At 57.6% G+C, this 15,564-nt stretch carries 19 protein-coding genes; 14 read left to right on the forward strand and 5 right to left on the reverse strand.

Annotated elements, in window-relative coordinates; translation table 11 throughout:
* Window positions 1-172 precede the first annotated feature (172 nt).
* From ACR0L4_RS03355 to ACR0L4_RS03385, 7 genes are all read left to right on the forward strand, one after another.
* Window positions 173-787 (forward strand): 50S ribosomal protein L21, encoded by a 615-nt coding sequence (locus ACR0L4_RS03355; RefSeq protein WP_480510572.1) that lies wholly within the window; start codon window positions 173-175, stop codon window positions 785-787.
* An 11-nt stretch (window positions 788-798) separates the two neighbouring features.
* Window positions 799-1,068 (forward strand): 50S ribosomal protein L27, encoded by a 270-nt coding sequence (rpmA, locus tag ACR0L4_RS03360; RefSeq protein ID WP_010440093.1) that lies wholly within the window; start codon window positions 799-801, stop codon window positions 1,066-1,068.
* Window positions 1,069-1,164: 96 nt separating this feature from the next.
* Window positions 1,165-1,773: a LysE family translocator gene (locus ACR0L4_RS03365; RefSeq protein WP_480510574.1), complete on the forward strand. Its 609-nt coding sequence runs from the start codon at window positions 1,165-1,167 to the stop codon at window positions 1,771-1,773.
* Window positions 1,770-2,306 (forward strand): GNAT family N-acetyltransferase, encoded by a 537-nt coding sequence (locus ACR0L4_RS03370; RefSeq protein WP_480510576.1) that lies wholly within the window; start codon window positions 1,770-1,772, stop codon window positions 2,304-2,306. The genes ACR0L4_RS03365 and ACR0L4_RS03370 overlap by 4 nt, the downstream gene beginning before the upstream one ends.
* 37 nt (window positions 2,307-2,343) lie before the next feature.
* The gene (obgE, locus tag ACR0L4_RS03375; RefSeq protein WP_480510578.1) at window positions 2,344-3,378 is read left to right on the forward strand and encodes a GTPase ObgE; all 1,035 of its coding nucleotides are present in this window, start codon (window positions 2,344-2,346) and stop codon (window positions 3,376-3,378) included.
* Window positions 3,366-4,472, forward strand: a complete 1,107-nt coding sequence (proB, locus tag ACR0L4_RS03380; RefSeq protein ID WP_480510580.1) for a glutamate 5-kinase — start codon at window positions 3,366-3,368, stop codon at window positions 4,470-4,472. Before obgE ends, proB begins: the two co-directional genes overlap by 13 nt.
* A gap of 21 nt (window positions 4,473-4,493) precedes the next feature.
* Window positions 4,494-5,756 carry a glutamate-5-semialdehyde dehydrogenase gene (locus ACR0L4_RS03385; RefSeq protein ID WP_480510582.1) on the forward strand — a complete coding sequence of 421 codons (1,263 nt, stop codon included), beginning with the start codon at window positions 4,494-4,496 and terminating at the stop codon, window positions 5,754-5,756.
* Here ACR0L4_RS03385 and ACR0L4_RS03390 read toward each other — a convergent pair.
* Window positions 5,753-6,349: a histidine phosphotransferase family protein gene (locus ACR0L4_RS03390; protein ID WP_480510584.1), complete on the reverse strand. Its 597-nt coding sequence runs from the start codon at window positions 6,347-6,349 to the stop codon at window positions 5,753-5,755. The genes ACR0L4_RS03385 and ACR0L4_RS03390 overlap by 4 nt on opposite strands.
* Window positions 6,350-6,389: 40 nt before the next feature.
* Here ACR0L4_RS03390 and ACR0L4_RS03395 point away from each other — a divergent pair, with 40 nt between their 5' ends.
* The 5 genes from ACR0L4_RS03395 to tsf all read left to right on the forward strand — a co-directional run bounded on the left by ACR0L4_RS03395 (window position 6,390) and on the right by tsf (window position 10,189).
* Window positions 6,390-6,572 carry a DUF3553 domain-containing protein gene (locus ACR0L4_RS03395; protein WP_170324899.1) on the forward strand — a complete coding sequence of 61 codons (183 nt, stop codon included), beginning with the start codon at window positions 6,390-6,392 and terminating at the stop codon, window positions 6,570-6,572.
* 99 nt (window positions 6,573-6,671) lie between these two features.
* A complete protein-coding gene (gene olsB / locus ACR0L4_RS03400; protein WP_480510586.1) occupies window positions 6,672-7,427 on the forward strand; it encodes an L-ornithine N(alpha)-acyltransferase in 756 nt (251 codons plus the stop codon).
* A gap of 4 nt (window positions 7,428-7,431) precedes the next feature.
* A complete protein-coding gene (gene olsA, locus ACR0L4_RS03405; protein ID WP_480510588.1) occupies window positions 7,432-8,268 on the forward strand; it encodes a lyso-ornithine lipid O-acyltransferase in 837 nt (278 codons plus the stop codon).
* Window positions 8,269-8,435: 167 nt separating this feature from the next.
* Window positions 8,436-9,236, forward strand: coding sequence for a 30S ribosomal protein S2 (rpsB, locus tag ACR0L4_RS03410; protein WP_480510590.1), 801 nt, complete (start codon window positions 8,436-8,438; stop codon window positions 9,234-9,236).
* 77 nt (window positions 9,237-9,313) lie between these two features.
* A complete protein-coding gene (gene tsf / locus ACR0L4_RS03415; protein WP_170748808.1) occupies window positions 9,314-10,189 on the forward strand; it encodes a translation elongation factor Ts in 876 nt (291 codons plus the stop codon).
* A 379-nt stretch (window positions 10,190-10,568) separates the two neighbouring features.
* Here tsf and ACR0L4_RS03420 read toward each other — a convergent pair whose 3' ends face one another.
* The 3 genes from ACR0L4_RS03420 to ACR0L4_RS03430 form a co-directional block, all read right to left on the reverse strand.
* Complete coding sequence (locus tag ACR0L4_RS03420) at window positions 10,569-11,324, reverse strand: LuxR family transcriptional regulator (RefSeq protein ID WP_170748809.1); 756 nt, start codon at window positions 11,322-11,324, stop codon at window positions 10,569-10,571.
* The gene (aroQ, locus tag ACR0L4_RS03425) at window positions 11,321-11,770 is read right to left on the reverse strand and encodes a type II 3-dehydroquinate dehydratase (protein ID WP_170748810.1); all 450 of its coding nucleotides are present in this window, start codon (window positions 11,768-11,770) and stop codon (window positions 11,321-11,323) included. Before aroQ ends, ACR0L4_RS03420 begins: the two co-directional genes overlap by 4 nt.
* 112 nt (window positions 11,771-11,882) lie before the next feature.
* Window positions 11,883-12,887, reverse strand: a complete 1,005-nt coding sequence (locus ACR0L4_RS03430; protein WP_480510593.1) for an NADPH:quinone oxidoreductase family protein — start codon at window positions 12,885-12,887, stop codon at window positions 11,883-11,885.
* 107 nt (window positions 12,888-12,994) lie between these two features.
* Between ACR0L4_RS03430 and ACR0L4_RS03435 the strand changes: the two genes are divergently transcribed.
* Together ACR0L4_RS03435 and ACR0L4_RS03440 are read left to right on the forward strand one after the other, a co-directional pair.
* Complete coding sequence (locus ACR0L4_RS03435) at window positions 12,995-13,813, forward strand: SDR family NAD(P)-dependent oxidoreductase (protein WP_170748812.1); 819 nt, start codon at window positions 12,995-12,997, stop codon at window positions 13,811-13,813.
* A 2-nt stretch (window positions 13,814-13,815) separates the two neighbouring features.
* Complete coding sequence (locus ACR0L4_RS03440; RefSeq protein ID WP_480510595.1) at window positions 13,816-14,847, forward strand: phosphotransferase; 1,032 nt, start codon at window positions 13,816-13,818, stop codon at window positions 14,845-14,847.
* On the opposite strand, the gene ACR0L4_RS03445 is transcribed toward ACR0L4_RS03440, so the two are convergent.
* A complete protein-coding gene (locus ACR0L4_RS03445; protein WP_480510597.1) occupies window positions 14,844-15,449 on the reverse strand; it encodes a DsbA family protein in 606 nt (201 codons plus the stop codon). The genes ACR0L4_RS03440 and ACR0L4_RS03445 overlap by 4 nt on opposite strands.
* Window positions 15,450-15,564: the final 115 nt, after the last annotated feature.

Raw genomic sequence — 15,564 nt, forward strand, 5'->3', positions numbered from 1 at the left:
GGATAAGCGCGCATCCCGGCCGGAACTCCGCGCCGGGTATCGTTATTGTTTGACCCCCGGAAAGTCTGGCGGGTCAGTCACACAGCCCGAAAAGGGCGCGCTGTTCGAGGTGGCGAAAGCCAGCAACACCCATTCGGGGACCACAGAACGCGGTTAGACAAAGGAAAGACGCATGTTTGCGGTCCTCAAGACTGGCGGCAAGCAGTACAAGGTTCAGGCGGGCGATGTGCTCCGTGTTGAAAAGCTGGCTGCCGACGCAGGTGAAAAAGTTCAATTCAACGATGTTCTGATGCTGGGCGGCGACGCACCGGTTGTTGGCGCACCGTTCATCGAAGGTGCCGGCGTACAAGCCGAAGTGATCGAACAGATCAAAGGTGACAAGGTCATCAAGTTCGTCAAGCGCCGTCGTAAGCACAGCTCGAAGCGTACCGTTGGCCACCGTCAGAAGCTGACTTTGGTCAAGATCGTCGACATCCTGTCGTCGGGCGCTGACAAGTCGGGCATCAAAGCTGCAACCGGTTCCGCTCCGGCTGGCGAAGCGGCACCCGCTGCAAAGCCTGCCAAGAAAGCGGAAGCCAAGGCAGAGGCACCCGCTGCAGTTGCTGCTGCTGACGATCTGACCAAGCTGAACGGTGTCGGCCCCGCCGCTGCCAAGAAGCTGAACGAGGCCGGTATCGAAAGCTTTGCCGCTCTGGCTGCCTTGTCGGATGAGCAGATTGCTGCTATCGAAACGGTCAAAGTGAAACCCGAATGGGTTGAGCAGGCCAAAGAGCTGGCTCAAGGCTAAGGAGAGAGAGAATGGCACATAAAAAAGCTGGCGGTTCCTCCCGTAACGGTCGCGACTCAGCTGGTCGCCGCCTTGGCGTGAAACTGTATGGTGGCCAGGCCGCCATCGCAGGCAACATCATCGTACGTCAGCGCGGCACCAAGTTCTGGCCGGGCGAAGGCGTAGGCATGGGCAAAGACCATACAATCTTTGCAACTGTCGATGGCGCTGTGAAGTTCCATAAAGGGCTCAAAAACCGCACCTTTATTTCGGTCCTGCCAGTGGCGGAGGCCGCAGAGTAAGCCGAAACCCAGAAGGTTTAATAAAAAATTCATGGGGGACCGGCAGAAAATGCCGGTCCCTTTTTCGTTTTAACGCAGTTGTGATCCAGAACGCTCATGCCCGTTGCAACCACCAGTTTCCTGATCTTTGCCGCCTCTCAGGTCGGTACGCCGGGGCCGGCCAATATGGTCCTGCTGGGAACAGGTGCGCGCTATGGTTTCCGGGCGGCTCTGCCTTTTGTGGGTGGCGTCATTCTGGGAAAACAACTGATCATCTGGCCGGTTGGCTTTGGGCTTATGCAGATGGCCGAACAGGCCCCGCTGGTGTTTGAGGCGCTCAAATATGCTTCGGCGGCCTATATTTGCTGGTTGGCGTGGAAAATCGCCAATCTGCGCCTGTCGCGTGGGGACGCGAACTTGCAGGTTCCCGGGTTCTGGTCTGGATTGATCGTTCATCCACTGAACCCTAAGGCCTGGGCGATGATCATTGCCGGGTTCACGGGGTTTGTCGCTGCGGGGACGTCCAGTTTCGACGCCACGCTGACGATCGCTCTGTGTTTGTTGTTGTGTCAGGTCTTGCTGCATCCGGTCTGGACATTTGCCGGAGATCGGATCGCCCATGTGGTTGAAGGTCGGCCTGCGGAAAAATATCTGATGTGGACGCTCGCCAGTCTGACTGTTGCGTCCGTACTTTTTGTGTTGTTCGGAGGAGGAACGCACTCATGAAACTTGAGGCAATCATAAATCAGCCGGTCATCGAAACCGAGCGGTTCGACCTGCGCCCCTTGCGCCGGTCGGATATGGGTCTCATCGAACATTATGCAGGCGATGAGCGCGTGGCGCGTATGACCACGTCGATTCCGCATCCTTTGCCGCCTGGCTCAACCGAGGCGTTTGTAACGCGCGCAATGGCCGAGGACCGGGACGAGGATGTGTGGGCGATGGACGCCACCAAAGATGGTGGGCCAGAGCTGATCGGCCTGATTTCCTTGACCCGGCTGGACCGCAACCAATCCGAGGTCGGCTATTGGGTTGCCCCGGTGTACTGGAATACCGGGGTGGCATCGCTGGCTGTTGAAACATTGGTGAATGCCAACCCGCTTGAGAACGGCAACATGTTCGCCAGCGTGTTTCAGGACAACCCCGCTTCGGCTCGGGTGCTGACCCATTGCGGGTTCCAGTATCTTGGCGATGCGGAAAGCTATTCGGTGGCGCGTGACGCGAATGTGCCCACCTGGACGTATACAAAGAAACTCTGACTTGTGGCCGATGGGGCCTTTGCAGTAGGGGACAGACATGAAATTTCTCGATCTTGCAAAGGTCTACATCCGGTCCGGGGCCGGAGGTAGCGGCTGCGTCAGCTTCCGACGCGAAAAATACATCGAATACGGCGGTCCCGACGGTGGGGACGGCGGCAAAGGCGGGACTGTCTGGGCCGAGGTTGTAGACGGGCTGAACACCCTGATCGACTTTCGCTACCAGCAGCATTTCTTCGCAAAGAACGGCCAGCCCGGGCGCGGCCAGCAGCGCACTGGCAAGGATGGCGACGATATTGTCCTGCGCGTGCCCGTCGGGACCGAAATTCTGGATGAGGATGAAGAAACCGTGATCTGCGACCTGACCGAGGTCGGCCAACGGTTTCTGCTTGCCAAGGGTGGCAATGGCGGGTTCGGCAACCTGCACTTCAAATCGGCCACCAATCAGGCTCCACGGCGCGCCAACCCGGGGCAGGCGGGTATCGACCGTACCATCTGGCTGCGGCTGAAGCTGATCGCGGATGTCGGCCTGCTGGGTATGCCCAATGCCGGAAAGTCGACCTTTCTTGCGGCCACGTCAAACGCCCGACCCAAGATTGCAGACTATCCCTTTACTACGCTGCATCCCAATCTGGGTGTCGTCGGCGTCGACAATGTCGAATTCGTCGTGGCCGACATTCCCGGGCTGATCGAAGGCGCGCATGAGGGGCGGGGGATCGGAGACCGATTTCTGGGCCATGTCGAGCGCTGCGCGGTGTTGCTGCATCTGGTCGACGGCACCTCTGAGACCGTGGTTGAGGATTACCGCACCATCATTACCGAGCTCGAAGCCTATGGCGGAGAACTTGCAGACAAGCCACGTATCACTGTTTTGAACAAGATCGACGCGTTGGATGATGAAGATCGCGATCTGATCAGGTCCGAGTTGGAAGAGGCCGTTGGCGGACCCGTCATGACCATGTCTGGCGTCGCGCATCTGGGCGTGACCGAAGTCCTGCGCGCGCTACGGGCGCGGATAGATGAAAACCGCCTGCGGCAAAAGCCCGCCGAGGAGGCGCAGTCGTGGCATCCCTGACCGCAGCGCGCCGTTTGGTGGTCAAGATCGGCTCTGCCTTGCTGGTGGACCGGCATTCAGGTTTGCTGCGGTCGGACTGGTTGAAATCATTGGCGCAGGATGTGGCCTGGCTGAAAGGGCAGGGCTCGGATGTCATTCTGGTGTCTTCGGGGTCAATTGCGCTGGGGCGGGGTGTTCTCGGCTTGCCGATTGCGACCTTGCCACTGGAACAGTCGCAGGCCGCCGCTGCTGTGGGGCAAATCCGGCTGGCCCGCGCCTATGAAGAGGCGCTGACACCGCACGAGATCACCACCGCGCAGGTTCTGGTCACGCTGGAGGACAGCGAAGATCGTCGACGTTATCTGAACTCGCGCGCGACGCTGGAAACGCTGTTGGGGTTGGGCGTTGTGCCTATTGTCAATGAAAACGACACCGTCGCCACGGATGAAATCCGATATGGGGACAATGACAGGTTGGCTGCCCAGATCGCAGTTACTGTTGGGGCTGATCAGTTGATCCTTCTGTCCGACGTGGACGGCTTTTATTCCGGCAATCCGAATGACGACCCGTCCGCCACGCGCTATGCCGCTATCGACCGGATCACGCCCGAGATTGAGGCGATGGCGGGCGACGCCGGCTCTGGTCTCTCCAAAGGCGGGATGAAGACCAAACTGCTGGCGGCCAAGATGGCCACAGCTGCCGGATGCGACATGGCGATTACGGAAGGATCGACCCTCAACCCTCTGCAATCGCTTGAAAATGGCGCGAACTGCACGTGGTTTACCGCAACGCTTGATCCTCATGCAGCGCGCAAACGGTGGATCTCGGCGATGAAACCCCGGGGCGAGATTACCGTTGATGATGGTGCGGCCCGGGCATTGAACAATGGTAAAAGCCTGTTGCCAGCGGGTATCGTAGAGGTCACCGGCGATTTTGGACGCGGCGATCCGGTCGCAGTCTTGGATCCGCAGGCCCGCCGATTGGCGCAGGGGATCAGCCGCTACACGGCACAAGAGGCGGACGCAATCAAGGGGCGCAAATCCTCGGAAATCGAGGAAACCCTGGGCTATCCAGGTCGTGCCGTGTTGATCCACCGGGACGATTTGGCGCTGTGACGGCGCAGAAAGGTGCATGAGATGAAAGACCTCGACAATATTCCCGCCCTGATGGCCGATCTTGGCAAACGCGCCAAAAACGCTGCGCGTGAATTGGCCTTTGCCAGTGCCGAGCGCAAACATGCGGCTCTGATCGCCGCCGCCGATGCGGTTTGGGCCGGTCGAGCCGAAATCATCGAAGCCAACAAGAAGGATATGGAGTTCGGTCGCAACAAGGGCCTGAGCCCTGCGATGATGGACCGCCTGATGCTGGACGAAAGCCGGATTCAGGGCATGGTCGACGGTCTGCGCACCGTCGCAGAGCAAACCGACCCAGTGGGCGAGGTGATCACCGAATGGGACATGCCTTCGGGCCTGAACATTCAGCGGGTGCGCACACCCTTGGGCGTGATCGGCGTGATCTATGAAAGCCGTCCCAACGTGACGGCAGATGCAGGGGCGCTGTGCCTGAAATCCGGCAATGCGGTGATCCTGAGGGGCGGGTCCGAAGGGTTTCATTCCTCGACCGCAATCCACGCCTGCTTGGTCGAAGGTCTGAAGGCCGCAAACCTGCCCGAAGATGCCATTCAACTGGTGCCGACCCGCGACCGGGCAGCGGTGCAGGAATTGTTGACCATGACCGACTACGTTGACGTTATCGTCCCGCGGGGCGGCAAGGGATTGGTCGGGCTGGTTCAACGTGAGGCCCGCGTGCCGGTATTTGCGCATCTGGAAGGCATCGTTCACATCTACATCGATAAGGCCGCCGATCCGCAAAAGACGCTGGACGTGGTGCTGAACGCCAAGACCCGTCGTACCGGCATCTGCGGGGCGGCTGAATGTCTTCTGATCCATCAGGACATTGCCGAAACACTCGGGCGGGACGTCGTTGCAGCCTTGATGTCAACCGGTGTCGAAGTCCATGCCGAAGGCGTTTTGGCCGTGAACGGCACCGTCGCAGCGACAGCTGAAGATTGGGGCAAGGAGTTCCTCGACAGTATCATAGCGGCAAAGCCGGTGGCTGATATCGATGCGGCTATCTCTCATATACAGCAGTACGGATCGAACCACACCGACTGCATCATGACCGAGGATGATACCGCAGCGGCGCGGTTCTTCGAGCGGCTCGACAGCGCCATCCTGATGCACAACGCCTCGACCCAGTTTGCCGATGGCGGAGAGTTTGGCATGGGAGCCGAAATTGGTATTGCGACCGGTAAAATGCACGCGCGCGGCCCGGTAGGCGCGGCGCAACTGACCAGTTTTCAGTATCTTGTGCGCGGCAACGGCACGACCCGCACCTAAAATTTCAGGGCGACGCGGGTTGAGTTGGTCTCGACCGCAATCCGCCGCCCCATGGCCTTGGCCGTTTCCGGCAGTAAGGCAAACTGCACCTGGGCGGGCATGATTTTGTTGGGGAATTTTCCCGTGGCCACGTTTTTCCACAGCTCTGGGTCGATGTTCAGCTTGTCCGCTGTCCCGATGACCTGCCAGCCTGTGCCATGTGCCGAAATATCGACCACACCGCCCAAAGGCATCGCGCTTTCGCAGCACATCAGGGCCAGAAAGGCCAGTTTAACCTGATTGCGCGGCACCGGCTCGGTCAGGTTCCAGTTCACCCGCACGCGGCCAGCCCGTTCGACATCTTTCAGCAATTCTGCAACTTCGGTCCGCCCCAAAGGCTGGGCGCTGGCCGATCCGAAAGCCACGCGAAAGAAACGAATGCGCGCCCCGGCGCTGCCGACGCTGCCCGAGATCAGCTCCATCTCGGGGCCTTGGACCGCGCCAACCATGTCCAACAGCTCCAAACCGTTGGTGATTGCACCAATCGGGCTGATCAGATCATGACAGATCCGAGAGCCGATTAGCTCGGCCAGGTTGACGTCGGTTGCGGCCATGCGTACCTCCTGTTGTATCTGCCACCGGACCGGAGCCCCCATGTCAGACCTCAATGCCATTCTTGCACCGGGCATGTATGTCCGTCACCCCGATTTCCCCGATTGGGGGGTTGGACAGGTGCAGTCCAACATCGGGGGCAAGATCACCGTGAACTTTCGCGAGCAGGGGAAAGTGGTAATCGACGGAACACGCATCGCCTTGATGCCGGTCTTTGATCCCTGAAACTGGTTTAGGAAAAGTTAACGGTAAAGACCAGACGTCGCAATGTTGCCTTTACGTGAAAACTTGCGGTATCAGCCAGGGGCAGTTCAAAGGATCAACATGCCGGATTCAGGCCCTTCATTTACCATCAAACTTGCGGAAACCGACGACGAGCTGCGCGCCGCGCAGCGGCTCCGATACGACGTGTTCGTGCGCGAGCTGGGCGGCGGTGGCGAAATGGTCGATCATGACACGGGTCTGGAGCAGGACAAGTTCGACCCCTTTTTCGACCACATGCTGGCGATTGATGACAGGTCTGGTAAAGTTGTGGGTGTTTACAGGCTGTTACCGGGCGAACGTGCAGCAAATCTGGGGCAGTTCTATTCTGAAGACGAGTACGATCTGACCGTTCTGAAGCAAAGTGGTCGCAAGTTGCTGGAGCTTGGCCGATCCTGCCTGCATCCCGATTATCGGGGGGGGACGGCGATGTATCATCTGTGGACCGGGCTGGCTGCTTATGTTGCCGAACGGAAGATCGAGGTTCTGTTCGGTGTGGCAAGCTTTCATGGCACGGATGTTGATGCCTTGGCGCAGCCCTTGTCCTTGCTCCATCACACCCATCTGGCGCCGGAAGACCTGCGAGTACGGGCGCAGCCGGATGTGTTTCAATCCATGAACCTTGTTGCGCCCGATACCATTGATCGCCGTGCCGCGATGGTGCAGGTGCCAGCCTTGATCAAGGCCTATCTGCGCCTTGGCGGCTTTGTGGGCGAGGGGGCCTTTATCGACCACGCCTTCAACACCACGGATGTTTGCCTGATCCTGGATACCGCTCGTATGAACGAGCGACAAAGACGTATCTACGGCGGGGCCTGATCCGGTGAGCGATCCGCTTTGGAATAGCGAGGACGCGCCTGACCCGATCCACCTTGGGGGTCTTGGCTGGCTTTTGGTTCTGCTGCGCGGCGTCCCGCTGGCCCTGCTGGTGTTTAGCGGGTTGATCATCCTTCTTCTGATCCGCTTGATCGAGCGCCCACTCTTTGGTGTCCGTCGGCCGATCACACCGTTCATCACTCAGTTCGTATGTCGCACGGCGTTCAGGGTTCTTGGAATCGGTTTTCGAACGTCAGGCGACTTGATGGCAGAGCATGGTGCGGTGGTCGCAAATCACAGTTCGTGGTTGGACATCTTTGCACTGAACGCGCGGAAACGGATTTACTTTGTCTCCAAGGCGGAGGTCGCGAAATGGCCGGGGATCGGCTGGCTTGCCCGCGCAACCGGCACGGTCTTTATCGAGCGGGATCGCAGGAAGGCCAAGGAACAGACGCAAGTCTTCGAAACCCGGCTGAAAGCCGGGCACAAGCTGTTGTTTTTTCCCGAAGGAACGTCAACGGACGGATTAAGGGTTTTGCCTTTCAAAACAACACTCTTCGCGGCATTCTTCGCCGATGAGCTGCAGGATTTCATGTTTGTCCAACCAGTCTCGGTCGTGTTTCACGCACCCCCGGGACAACCGGACCGTTTTTACGGCTGGTGGGGAGATATGGAGTTTGGACCGCACCTGATAAAGACTTTGGGTGCGCGCAGACAAGGGTCGGTCGAACTGATTTATCACTCACCGGCCAAGGTCAGCGACTTTGAAACCCGCAAGGCTTTAGCGGTTCATTGCGAACAGGCCGTTCGACACGCGCATGGCATTGCGCGACTTGAAAAATAAGGGCAAAAGACCCTTGCGTTGCCTCAAATCCTGCCGTATACGCGCGCCATTCAAACCCGCAGGCGGGGTTTGGGCTTTGTAGGGGAGACATCCTTATCTGGCCCGCCGGTTGGAGCATCCGCTTCTTTCACCCCCGCCGAGGCGTAAACCGGAAAAGGAAATAAAGCATGGCTCTTCCCGAGTTCACCATGCGTCAGCTGCTCGAAGCTGGCGTTCACTTTGGTCACCAGACACAGCGTTGGAACCCCCGCATGGGTCCGTTCATCTACGGCTCGCGCAACGGCATCCACATCATGGACCTGACCCAGACCGTTCCGATGCTGGACCAGGCCTTGCAGGCCGTGCGTGACACCGTTGCAAAAGGTGGCCGCGTTCTGTTCGTTGGCACCAAGCGTCAGGCCGCTGGCCCGATCGCCGAAGCCGCTGAAAAATCGGCTCAGTACTACATGAACCACCGCTGGCTGGGTGGCACGCTGACCAACTGGAAAACCGTTTCCCAGTCGATCAACCGCCTGAACCAGATCGACGAAGCCATGGAATCCGGCGCCGAAGGCCTGACCAAGAAAGAGCGTCTGGGCATGGAGCGTGACCAGACCAAACTTCAGGCCTCGCTGGGCGGTATCCGCGAAATGGGCGGCGTTCCTGACCTGCTGTTCGTCATCGACGTCAAAAAAGAAGCGCTGGCCATCGCCGAAGCCAACAAGCTGGGTATCCCGGTTGTAGCTGTTGTCGACACCAACTGCTCGCCCGATGGCGTGGATTACATCATCCCCGGCAACGACGACGCAGCCCGTGCGATCTCGCTGTATTGCGATCTGGCCGCACGCGCCGCTCTGGACGGCATGACCGCTCAGATGGGTGCCGCAGGCGTTGATCTGGGTGCATTTGAAGAAGCTCCGGTTGAAGAAGCCGTTGCGGAAGAAGCGCCCGCAGAAGACGCCGCGCCGGAAGCCAAAGCCGAAGCGTAAGCTGCCCGTCACGTAAATGACATATGGGGCAGGGTATGACCTGCCCCAATTCCGTTTGAATTGAGGAGAGCCAAAAAATGGCAATCACAGCAGCAATGGTTAAAGAACTGCGCGACACCACCGGCGCAGGCATGATGGACGCGAAAAAAGCGCTGACCGAAACCGAAGGCAACATGGACGAAGCCGTTGATTGGCTGCGTACCAAAGGTCTGGCCAAAGCGGCCAAGAAATCGGGCCGTACCGCAGCAGAAGGTCTGGTTGCTGTTCACGTCAACGGTGGCAACGGTGTTGCTGTCGAAGTGAACTCGGAAACCGACTTTGTTGCGAAAAACGCCGAGTTCCAGGAAATGGTTGGCAAGATCACATATGCCGCAGAAGGCGTGAACAGTGTGGAAGAACTGCTGACTGCTGACCTGGGTGGCAAGAACGTTGCTGACACCCTGACCGACAAGATCGCCACCATCGGCGAAAACATGTCGGTGCGCCGCATGTCGAAACTGTCGGGTGACACTGTTGTATCCTACGTTCACAACGCGGCCACCAACGGCATGGGCAAAATCGGTGTTCTGGTCGCTCTGACCGGTGGCGACGAAGCCATCGGCAAGCAGATTGCGATGCACATCGCGGCCGTGAACCCGGCGGCTCTGTCCGAGGCGGACATGGACCCGGCTGTTGTCGAGAAGGAAAAGCAGGTTCAGATGGACATCGCCCGCGAATCCGGCAAGCCCGAGCAGGTGATCGAAAAGATGATCGTCGGTCGCATGAAGAAATTCGTTGCCGAATCGACCCTGCTGAACCAGTCGTTTGTTGTGAACCCTGACCTGACCGTTGAAGCAGCGGCCAAGGAAGCAGGCGCAACCATCACCGGCTTTGTCCGTCTGGAAGTTGGTGAAGGCATCGTCGTCGAAAAAGAAGACTTCGCTGCCGAAGTCGCCAAGGCTGCTCAGGGCTGACATCTGAAAACGGGCCCCGCACCGGGGCCTGAACACAAAACGCAAAAGACCGGTCGCGCCAAGCGTGACCGGTTTTATTGTGCCATAGCCAGCTTCACCGGCCACAACCCGTTAAGTCAGGAAGTAGGATGGAGGGCCCCGCATGATGGGGATGGTCGAGGCCCCCCAAATTTTCCAACATCGGGACGCGGACAAATAGGCGCCCCAAAAGTCAGATTGATCGGAGAGCTCTGAAATTGCAAAGATCCAATCGAATGTTCCCTGGCTAAAGCCACCACTCACGGAACAAAATCACTGTGCAATTTTCCTTTTGGATTCGGAAGTCATGATTTCCTTACCTAAGGTAAACTGGTGCTATCTAGCGTCAAATTATGGGTTTTCAGGCTTCCATTACAAACATTTGATTGTGCAGAGCGGCCTTTAGAACCGCCTGGGCCGTGGTCTCGACGGACAGGGACTCGCGTGCGAGCCTGAGATGCTTTTCGACCGTCGCCGAGGTCAGCCCCATCAATAGGGCAATGTCCTGAGTAGTCTTGCCATCCCCAACCCATTGCAGGGCTTCGCGCTGCCGTTTGGTCAGTGAACGGTTGGGCGGTGTGTAGGGCAGGGTCAGGATTTTCAGGTGGGCGACGTTGTTCATCAACAGAATGTCTTCACCGTGTTCGTCCCAAACAGCATCAATGTCGTCCTGGGTCGTATCGCCCTTGGCCGACAATGAGATGGCGCCCTTGGTCCGCATGGACACAGAGTTGAAGCTTACCGTGTAGCCGGCGACAACGTTCTTGGATTTGTTGAAATCCACGACTCTCTGCTGCTCGGGCGACAGTTTGCCGTTTGTCATCATTTCCTGAATCAAGCGCCAGCTTGCTGCACCTTCGTGATCCAACGCCCATTGCAACATAGGCGCGTGAAAATAAAGCCCTTCTCCCAGGAAGCCATCCACATAAGCCCTGCAATGGTTGGTCAGGATCACAAAATCTTCGGGGTCGCCTAAGGAAGTTTCTGTGCGGTATTGCGTGTAGCCATAGATCAGCCGATCAAACCCGTAGTCCGCCATTTGGCGGCAATGGGCGTCCCACAACTCTTCCAGAGTTTTGGTATAGCTGACGAAACGCACGTATTCTTTTAGTTTCATGCGCCGTCCTTTGCCTTCAGGTGCGCAGCCAACGCATCCAAGGCTAGAACATAGCCCTGAACTCCAAATCCACAGATTTGACCCAGAGCGACCGGCGCGATGTAGGATGTGTGGCGGAAGGATTCCCGCGCGTGAATGTTGGACAGGTGTACCTCGACCACAGGCAATTCGACGGACGCGATGGCGTCCATCAATGCGATCGAGGTGTGCGTATAAGCCCCGGCGTTCAAAATCAGCCCATTCTGCACGCCGCGTGCCTGATGAATGGCATCAATCAGCGCACCTTCGTGGTTTGACTGGAAATGCGACACCTCAAGACCAGCGGAGCGACCGTGCGCAACGCAGGTCTCTGCCACCATTTCCAAAGTGGTGCAGCCATAGACTTCTGGCTGTCGGGTTCCCAATAGATTGAGATTAGGCCCGTTCAAAACAAGAATTTTGGTCATTCATCACTATCCCCGTACTCGTTTCATAGACGTGAAGGGGTGCGCATGTCCACCGGCCATTGCTCCAATGAGGCGAGTGGGTGGTGTGATCTGTGGCACGCTTGCCCCATAGTCACTGCGAGTCGTCCATCGTAACCACAACTTTGCCGAGAACGGAGCGCTGCGATAACAGGTCCAGCGCCTCTCCAGCCCGGCCAAGAGGATAGCGGGCGCTGATCTGCGGTCTGATCATTCCGTCAGTGAATAAATTGAACAATTCACGAAGGTTTTCTGAATGCGCGGCAGGCTCTCGAAAGACAGATGCCCCCCAAAAAACGCCAACGATCTGGCAGCCTTTCAGCAGCGCCAGATTGAGTGGCAGCTTTGGAATACCCGCCGGAAAGCCAACCACCAGATAGCGCCCCTTCCACGCGATACTTCGCAAGGCCGGTTCGGCATAATCCCCTCCGGCTGCATCGTAGATGACATCGACACCATCCCCGCCGACCAGCGCCTTGATACTCTGTGAAAACGCTTTCTGGGCATCTTTGTCCGGATCCCGAGGATAGAGAATTGTTTCGTCCGCGCCGATGGACTTGCAGAATTCGGCTTTGTCAGGCGATGACACTGCGGCGATCACGCGCGCGCCCATGGATTTGCCCAACTCAATAGCGGCCGAGCCAACCCCACCTGCAGCCCCCAGGATCAACAAGCTTTCGCCGGGTTGAATTGCCGCCCGATCCTTGAGCGCATGGTAAGAGGTGCCATAAGTGAAGATAAAACACGCGGCTTCGTCGAACGGCATGTTGTCAAGGAATTGAATGGCGGTAGAGGCCTTGATCACCATTTGAGTGGCAAAGCCGCCATGCCCGGTCAGAGCCAGAACACGGTCGCCGACCCTGAATTGGTCTACACCTTCGCCAACGGCAAGCACTTCACCAGAGATTTCACCGCCCGGCGCAAAGGGGCGCGGTGGTTTGATCTGATAGAGGTCACGGATCATCAACGTGTCCGGAAAATTGACGCCAGCCGCTTTCACACCAATCAGCAACTCTCCGGCTTTTGGCGATGGGTCGGGCAGGGTGGTCAGTTCCAAAGTTTCAGGCCCCCCCGGTGCGACGCTGAGTAATGCTTGCATATTGCCCCTGTTCTTCTTGTTATTCGTGCAGGACGAACATGTGGGGCAGGATCAAACGGTGTCAACGCCGTAAGCGATGCGTCCCGCAAGAAACCAAGGAGCAGCACATGACCCCCGAAACCCTGTTTTCACTTGATGGCAAAGTTGCGTTGGTCACTGGCGGCGCCACAGGCATTGGTCGTATGGCCGCCGAGGCTTTGGTACGCGCGGGCGCTCGCGTTCTGATCGCGTCGCGCAAAGGGGATGCGTGCGAGGCTGTCGCCGCCGAGTTGAACGCCCTTGACGCAACAGGTCACGCCGAAGGATTTGGGGGGGATATTGGCACCAAGGACGGAATCGATTCCCTCGTCGCCGACATCAATTCGCGGACCGAGCAACTTGATATACTTATGAATAATTCGGGCGTCTCCTGGGGCGCCCCTATGGGGCAGTTCCCACATGAGGCGTGGGAAAAGGTCATGTCGGTGAATGTTGCTGGCGTGTTCGATCTTACGCAGAAACTGTTGCCGCTTTTGATGAAATCGGGAACAGCCGAAGACCCGGCGCGTGTGGTAAACGTTGGTTCTGTCATGGGAGAGGTACCAATGGGCGATGGGGCCTACAGCTATTCGGCCTCGAAAGCGGCGGTTCTGCATATGACCAAGGTCCTTGCCAAAGAGCTTTCGCCCTACCACGTCACGGTGAACGCCTTGGCGCCGGGTCCATTTGTATCGCGCATGACCGCTTTTGCGACCGCAGACGAAGACACACGAGAGAAGGTTGGAAAGTCTGTTCCTCTGGGACGTGTCGGACGCGACGACGACATCGCGGGCTGTATGCTTTTCTTGTGCGGGCGCGGCGGAAGCTATGTGACGGGAGCGGTGATTCCGGTCTCGGGTGGTATCAACGTCGTCACAGCTGGCAACATCTTTGCCGAAGCGTTTTAATCATGTCTGACAGCAGTGTTTTGGACCTTGCCGCAGTTGACGCCTATCTCAGCACGCATCTGGGCGACTATCGCGGGCCTCTGAGCGCCCGGAAATTCGAGATAGGACAATCGAACCCAACCTTCGAACTGATGACACCGGAAAGCAGTTACGTTTTGCGGCGCAAGCCGTTGGGAAGTCTTCTTAAATCGGCCCATGCAGTCGAACGGGAGTATCGCGTGCAAAAGGCCCTAGCGAACAGCAGCGTACCGGTGCCCAATGTCTTGCTTTTGTGCGAGGATGACACGGTCATCGGGTCCGCGTTCTATGTGATGGAGCATCTCGACGGTCGCGTCTTTCTGGAACCCACGTTGAAGGGGGAAAGCAACGCGACCCAAACAGCCGTTTTGGACGAGATGAACAGGGTGCTGGCCGCGCTGCATTCAGTCGATATCGATGCCGTTGGACTGTCAGACTATGGTCCCACGGGAAACTACTTTGAACGCCAGATCTCGCGCTGGACCAAGCAGTACCGCGCCTCGGAAACGACGGGCTTCAGCGACATGGATGCGCTGATTGCGCGGCTTGAGGTGTCCATTCCGAAAGATGATGGTCAGCGCACATTGGTGCATGGGGACTACCGGATCGACAATCTTATGTTTGAACCGCAGGGCACCAGGTGTATCGGTGTGCTGGATTGGGAATTGTCCACGATTGGGCATCCCTATGCGGATCTTGCGGCGGTGATCATGCAATGGCAGCTTCCTCCGGGCCCCGAGGGGCGCGGATTGGCCGGAATAGACCGATCCAGCCTTGGATTGCCAAGCGATCAGGAATTTGTCCGACAGTATTGCGCACGGCGCGGTTTGCCCGGCATCGAAAATTTCGGCTTCTACCTGGCTTTCAACTTCTTTCGTATGGCCGCCATCTTGCAGGGGGTCTACAAACGCGCGCTAGACGGCAATGCCTCGGATCCGACGCGGGCGAAGGTTCTGGGTGGTTATGTACCGCTTTTCGCTAAACATGGTTTGGCAGCGTTGGAGTTGACCGCCTAGCTTTGATGCGAAAGCTCCAGTTCCAGATTCGGCAGGCTGTTTTTGCCAAAGAACATCTCGGTCCCCCGGAAAACGGTAGGGACACCAAACACGCCCCGTTTGATCGCAGCTTTGGTTTGGTCTTTTAAGGTCTGTTTCACCTCTCCGCTGGTCATCGCATCCTGGAGTTTACGGACGGGAAGTTCGTTCTCCTGCATGATATCGCCAAGAACATTTAAATCGTCGACCTTCTGGCCATGAACCCAAATTGCATCAAAAATGGCGTCTATATACTTTCTTTCCCAAGATTTTCCTTTTGCAAACACCGCGCCGCGCATCGCCAGTCTGGTGTCGAGCGGGTAGTGCGGGCTCATATGAAAACTCAGGCCCCTTCGCCGTGCGAAACGATGAAGGTCATGCGTCAAATAGGCCGTCTTTTGACGGTTTTCAGAGAATGCCTGAAACGGGGCTTGGTTGTTGGTTGCCTTGAAGACTGTCGCCAGCAAAACCGGCACATACGTTGCCCTGACCTTGTGACGGGCCAACACATCCGGAAGGACCTTGTGAGCCAGAAAGGCATTGGGGCTGCAAAAATCGTAAACAAAATCTATGCGTTGCGCCATGGGTCTCCTCCGGCTTTGATATCAGGGGATGTGAAGTAACGGGCAAACATCGAATCTGTAGCATTGTCATTGTAGCAGGCTCTGTGCGTGGCGGTCGAATAGTGGTCAGGAACCG

It is taken from the genome of Ruegeria sp. AB5, from assembly GCF_056542645.1.

What these genes read in the sequence shown, in the direction of transcription:
- ACR0L4_RS03385 (WP_480510582.1), top strand. Translation starts at nt 4,494, where the DNA reads ATGAAAGACCTCGACAATATTCCCGCCCTGATGGCCGATCTTGGCAAA.
- tsf (WP_170748808.1), top strand. Translation starts at nt 9,314, where the DNA reads ATGGCAATCACAGCAGCAATGGTTAAAGAACTGCGCGACACCACCGGC.
- ACR0L4_RS03390 (WP_480510584.1), bottom strand. Translation starts at nt 6,349, where the DNA reads ATGGCCGCAACCGACGTCAACCTGGCCGAGCTAATCGGCTCTCGGATC.
- ACR0L4_RS03435 (WP_170748812.1), top strand. Translation starts at nt 12,995, where the DNA reads ATGACCCCCGAAACCCTGTTTTCACTTGATGGCAAAGTTGCGTTGGTC.
- ACR0L4_RS03420 (WP_170748809.1), bottom strand. Translation starts at nt 11,324, where the DNA reads ATGAAACTAAAAGAATACGTGCGTTTCGTCAGCTATACCAAAACTCTG.
- ACR0L4_RS03445 (WP_480510597.1), bottom strand. Translation starts at nt 15,449, where the DNA reads ATGGCGCAACGCATAGATTTTGTTTACGATTTTTGCAGCCCCAATGCC.
- aroQ (WP_170748810.1), bottom strand. Translation starts at nt 11,770, where the DNA reads ATGACCAAAATTCTTGTTTTGAACGGGCCTAATCTCAATCTATTGGGA.
- ACR0L4_RS03370 (WP_480510576.1), top strand. Translation starts at nt 1,770, where the DNA reads ATGAAACTTGAGGCAATCATAAATCAGCCGGTCATCGAAACCGAGCGG.
- obgE (WP_480510578.1), top strand. Translation starts at nt 2,344, where the DNA reads ATGAAATTTCTCGATCTTGCAAAGGTCTACATCCGGTCCGGGGCCGGA.
- ACR0L4_RS03355 (WP_480510572.1), top strand. Translation starts at nt 173, where the DNA reads ATGTTTGCGGTCCTCAAGACTGGCGGCAAGCAGTACAAGGTTCAGGCG.
- rpmA (WP_010440093.1), top strand. Translation starts at nt 799, where the DNA reads ATGGCACATAAAAAAGCTGGCGGTTCCTCCCGTAACGGTCGCGACTCA.
- olsB (WP_480510586.1), top strand. Translation starts at nt 6,672, where the DNA reads ATGCCGGATTCAGGCCCTTCATTTACCATCAAACTTGCGGAAACCGAC.
- ACR0L4_RS03395 (WP_170324899.1), top strand. Translation starts at nt 6,390, where the DNA reads ATGTCAGACCTCAATGCCATTCTTGCACCGGGCATGTATGTCCGTCAC.
- ACR0L4_RS03365 (WP_480510574.1), top strand. Translation starts at nt 1,165, where the DNA reads ATGCCCGTTGCAACCACCAGTTTCCTGATCTTTGCCGCCTCTCAGGTC.
- ACR0L4_RS03430 (WP_480510593.1), bottom strand. Translation starts at nt 12,887, where the DNA reads ATGCAAGCATTACTCAGCGTCGCACCGGGGGGGCCTGAAACTTTGGAA.
- rpsB (WP_480510590.1), top strand. Translation starts at nt 8,436, where the DNA reads ATGGCTCTTCCCGAGTTCACCATGCGTCAGCTGCTCGAAGCTGGCGTT.
- ACR0L4_RS03440 (WP_480510595.1), top strand. Translation starts at nt 13,816, where the DNA reads ATGTCTGACAGCAGTGTTTTGGACCTTGCCGCAGTTGACGCCTATCTC.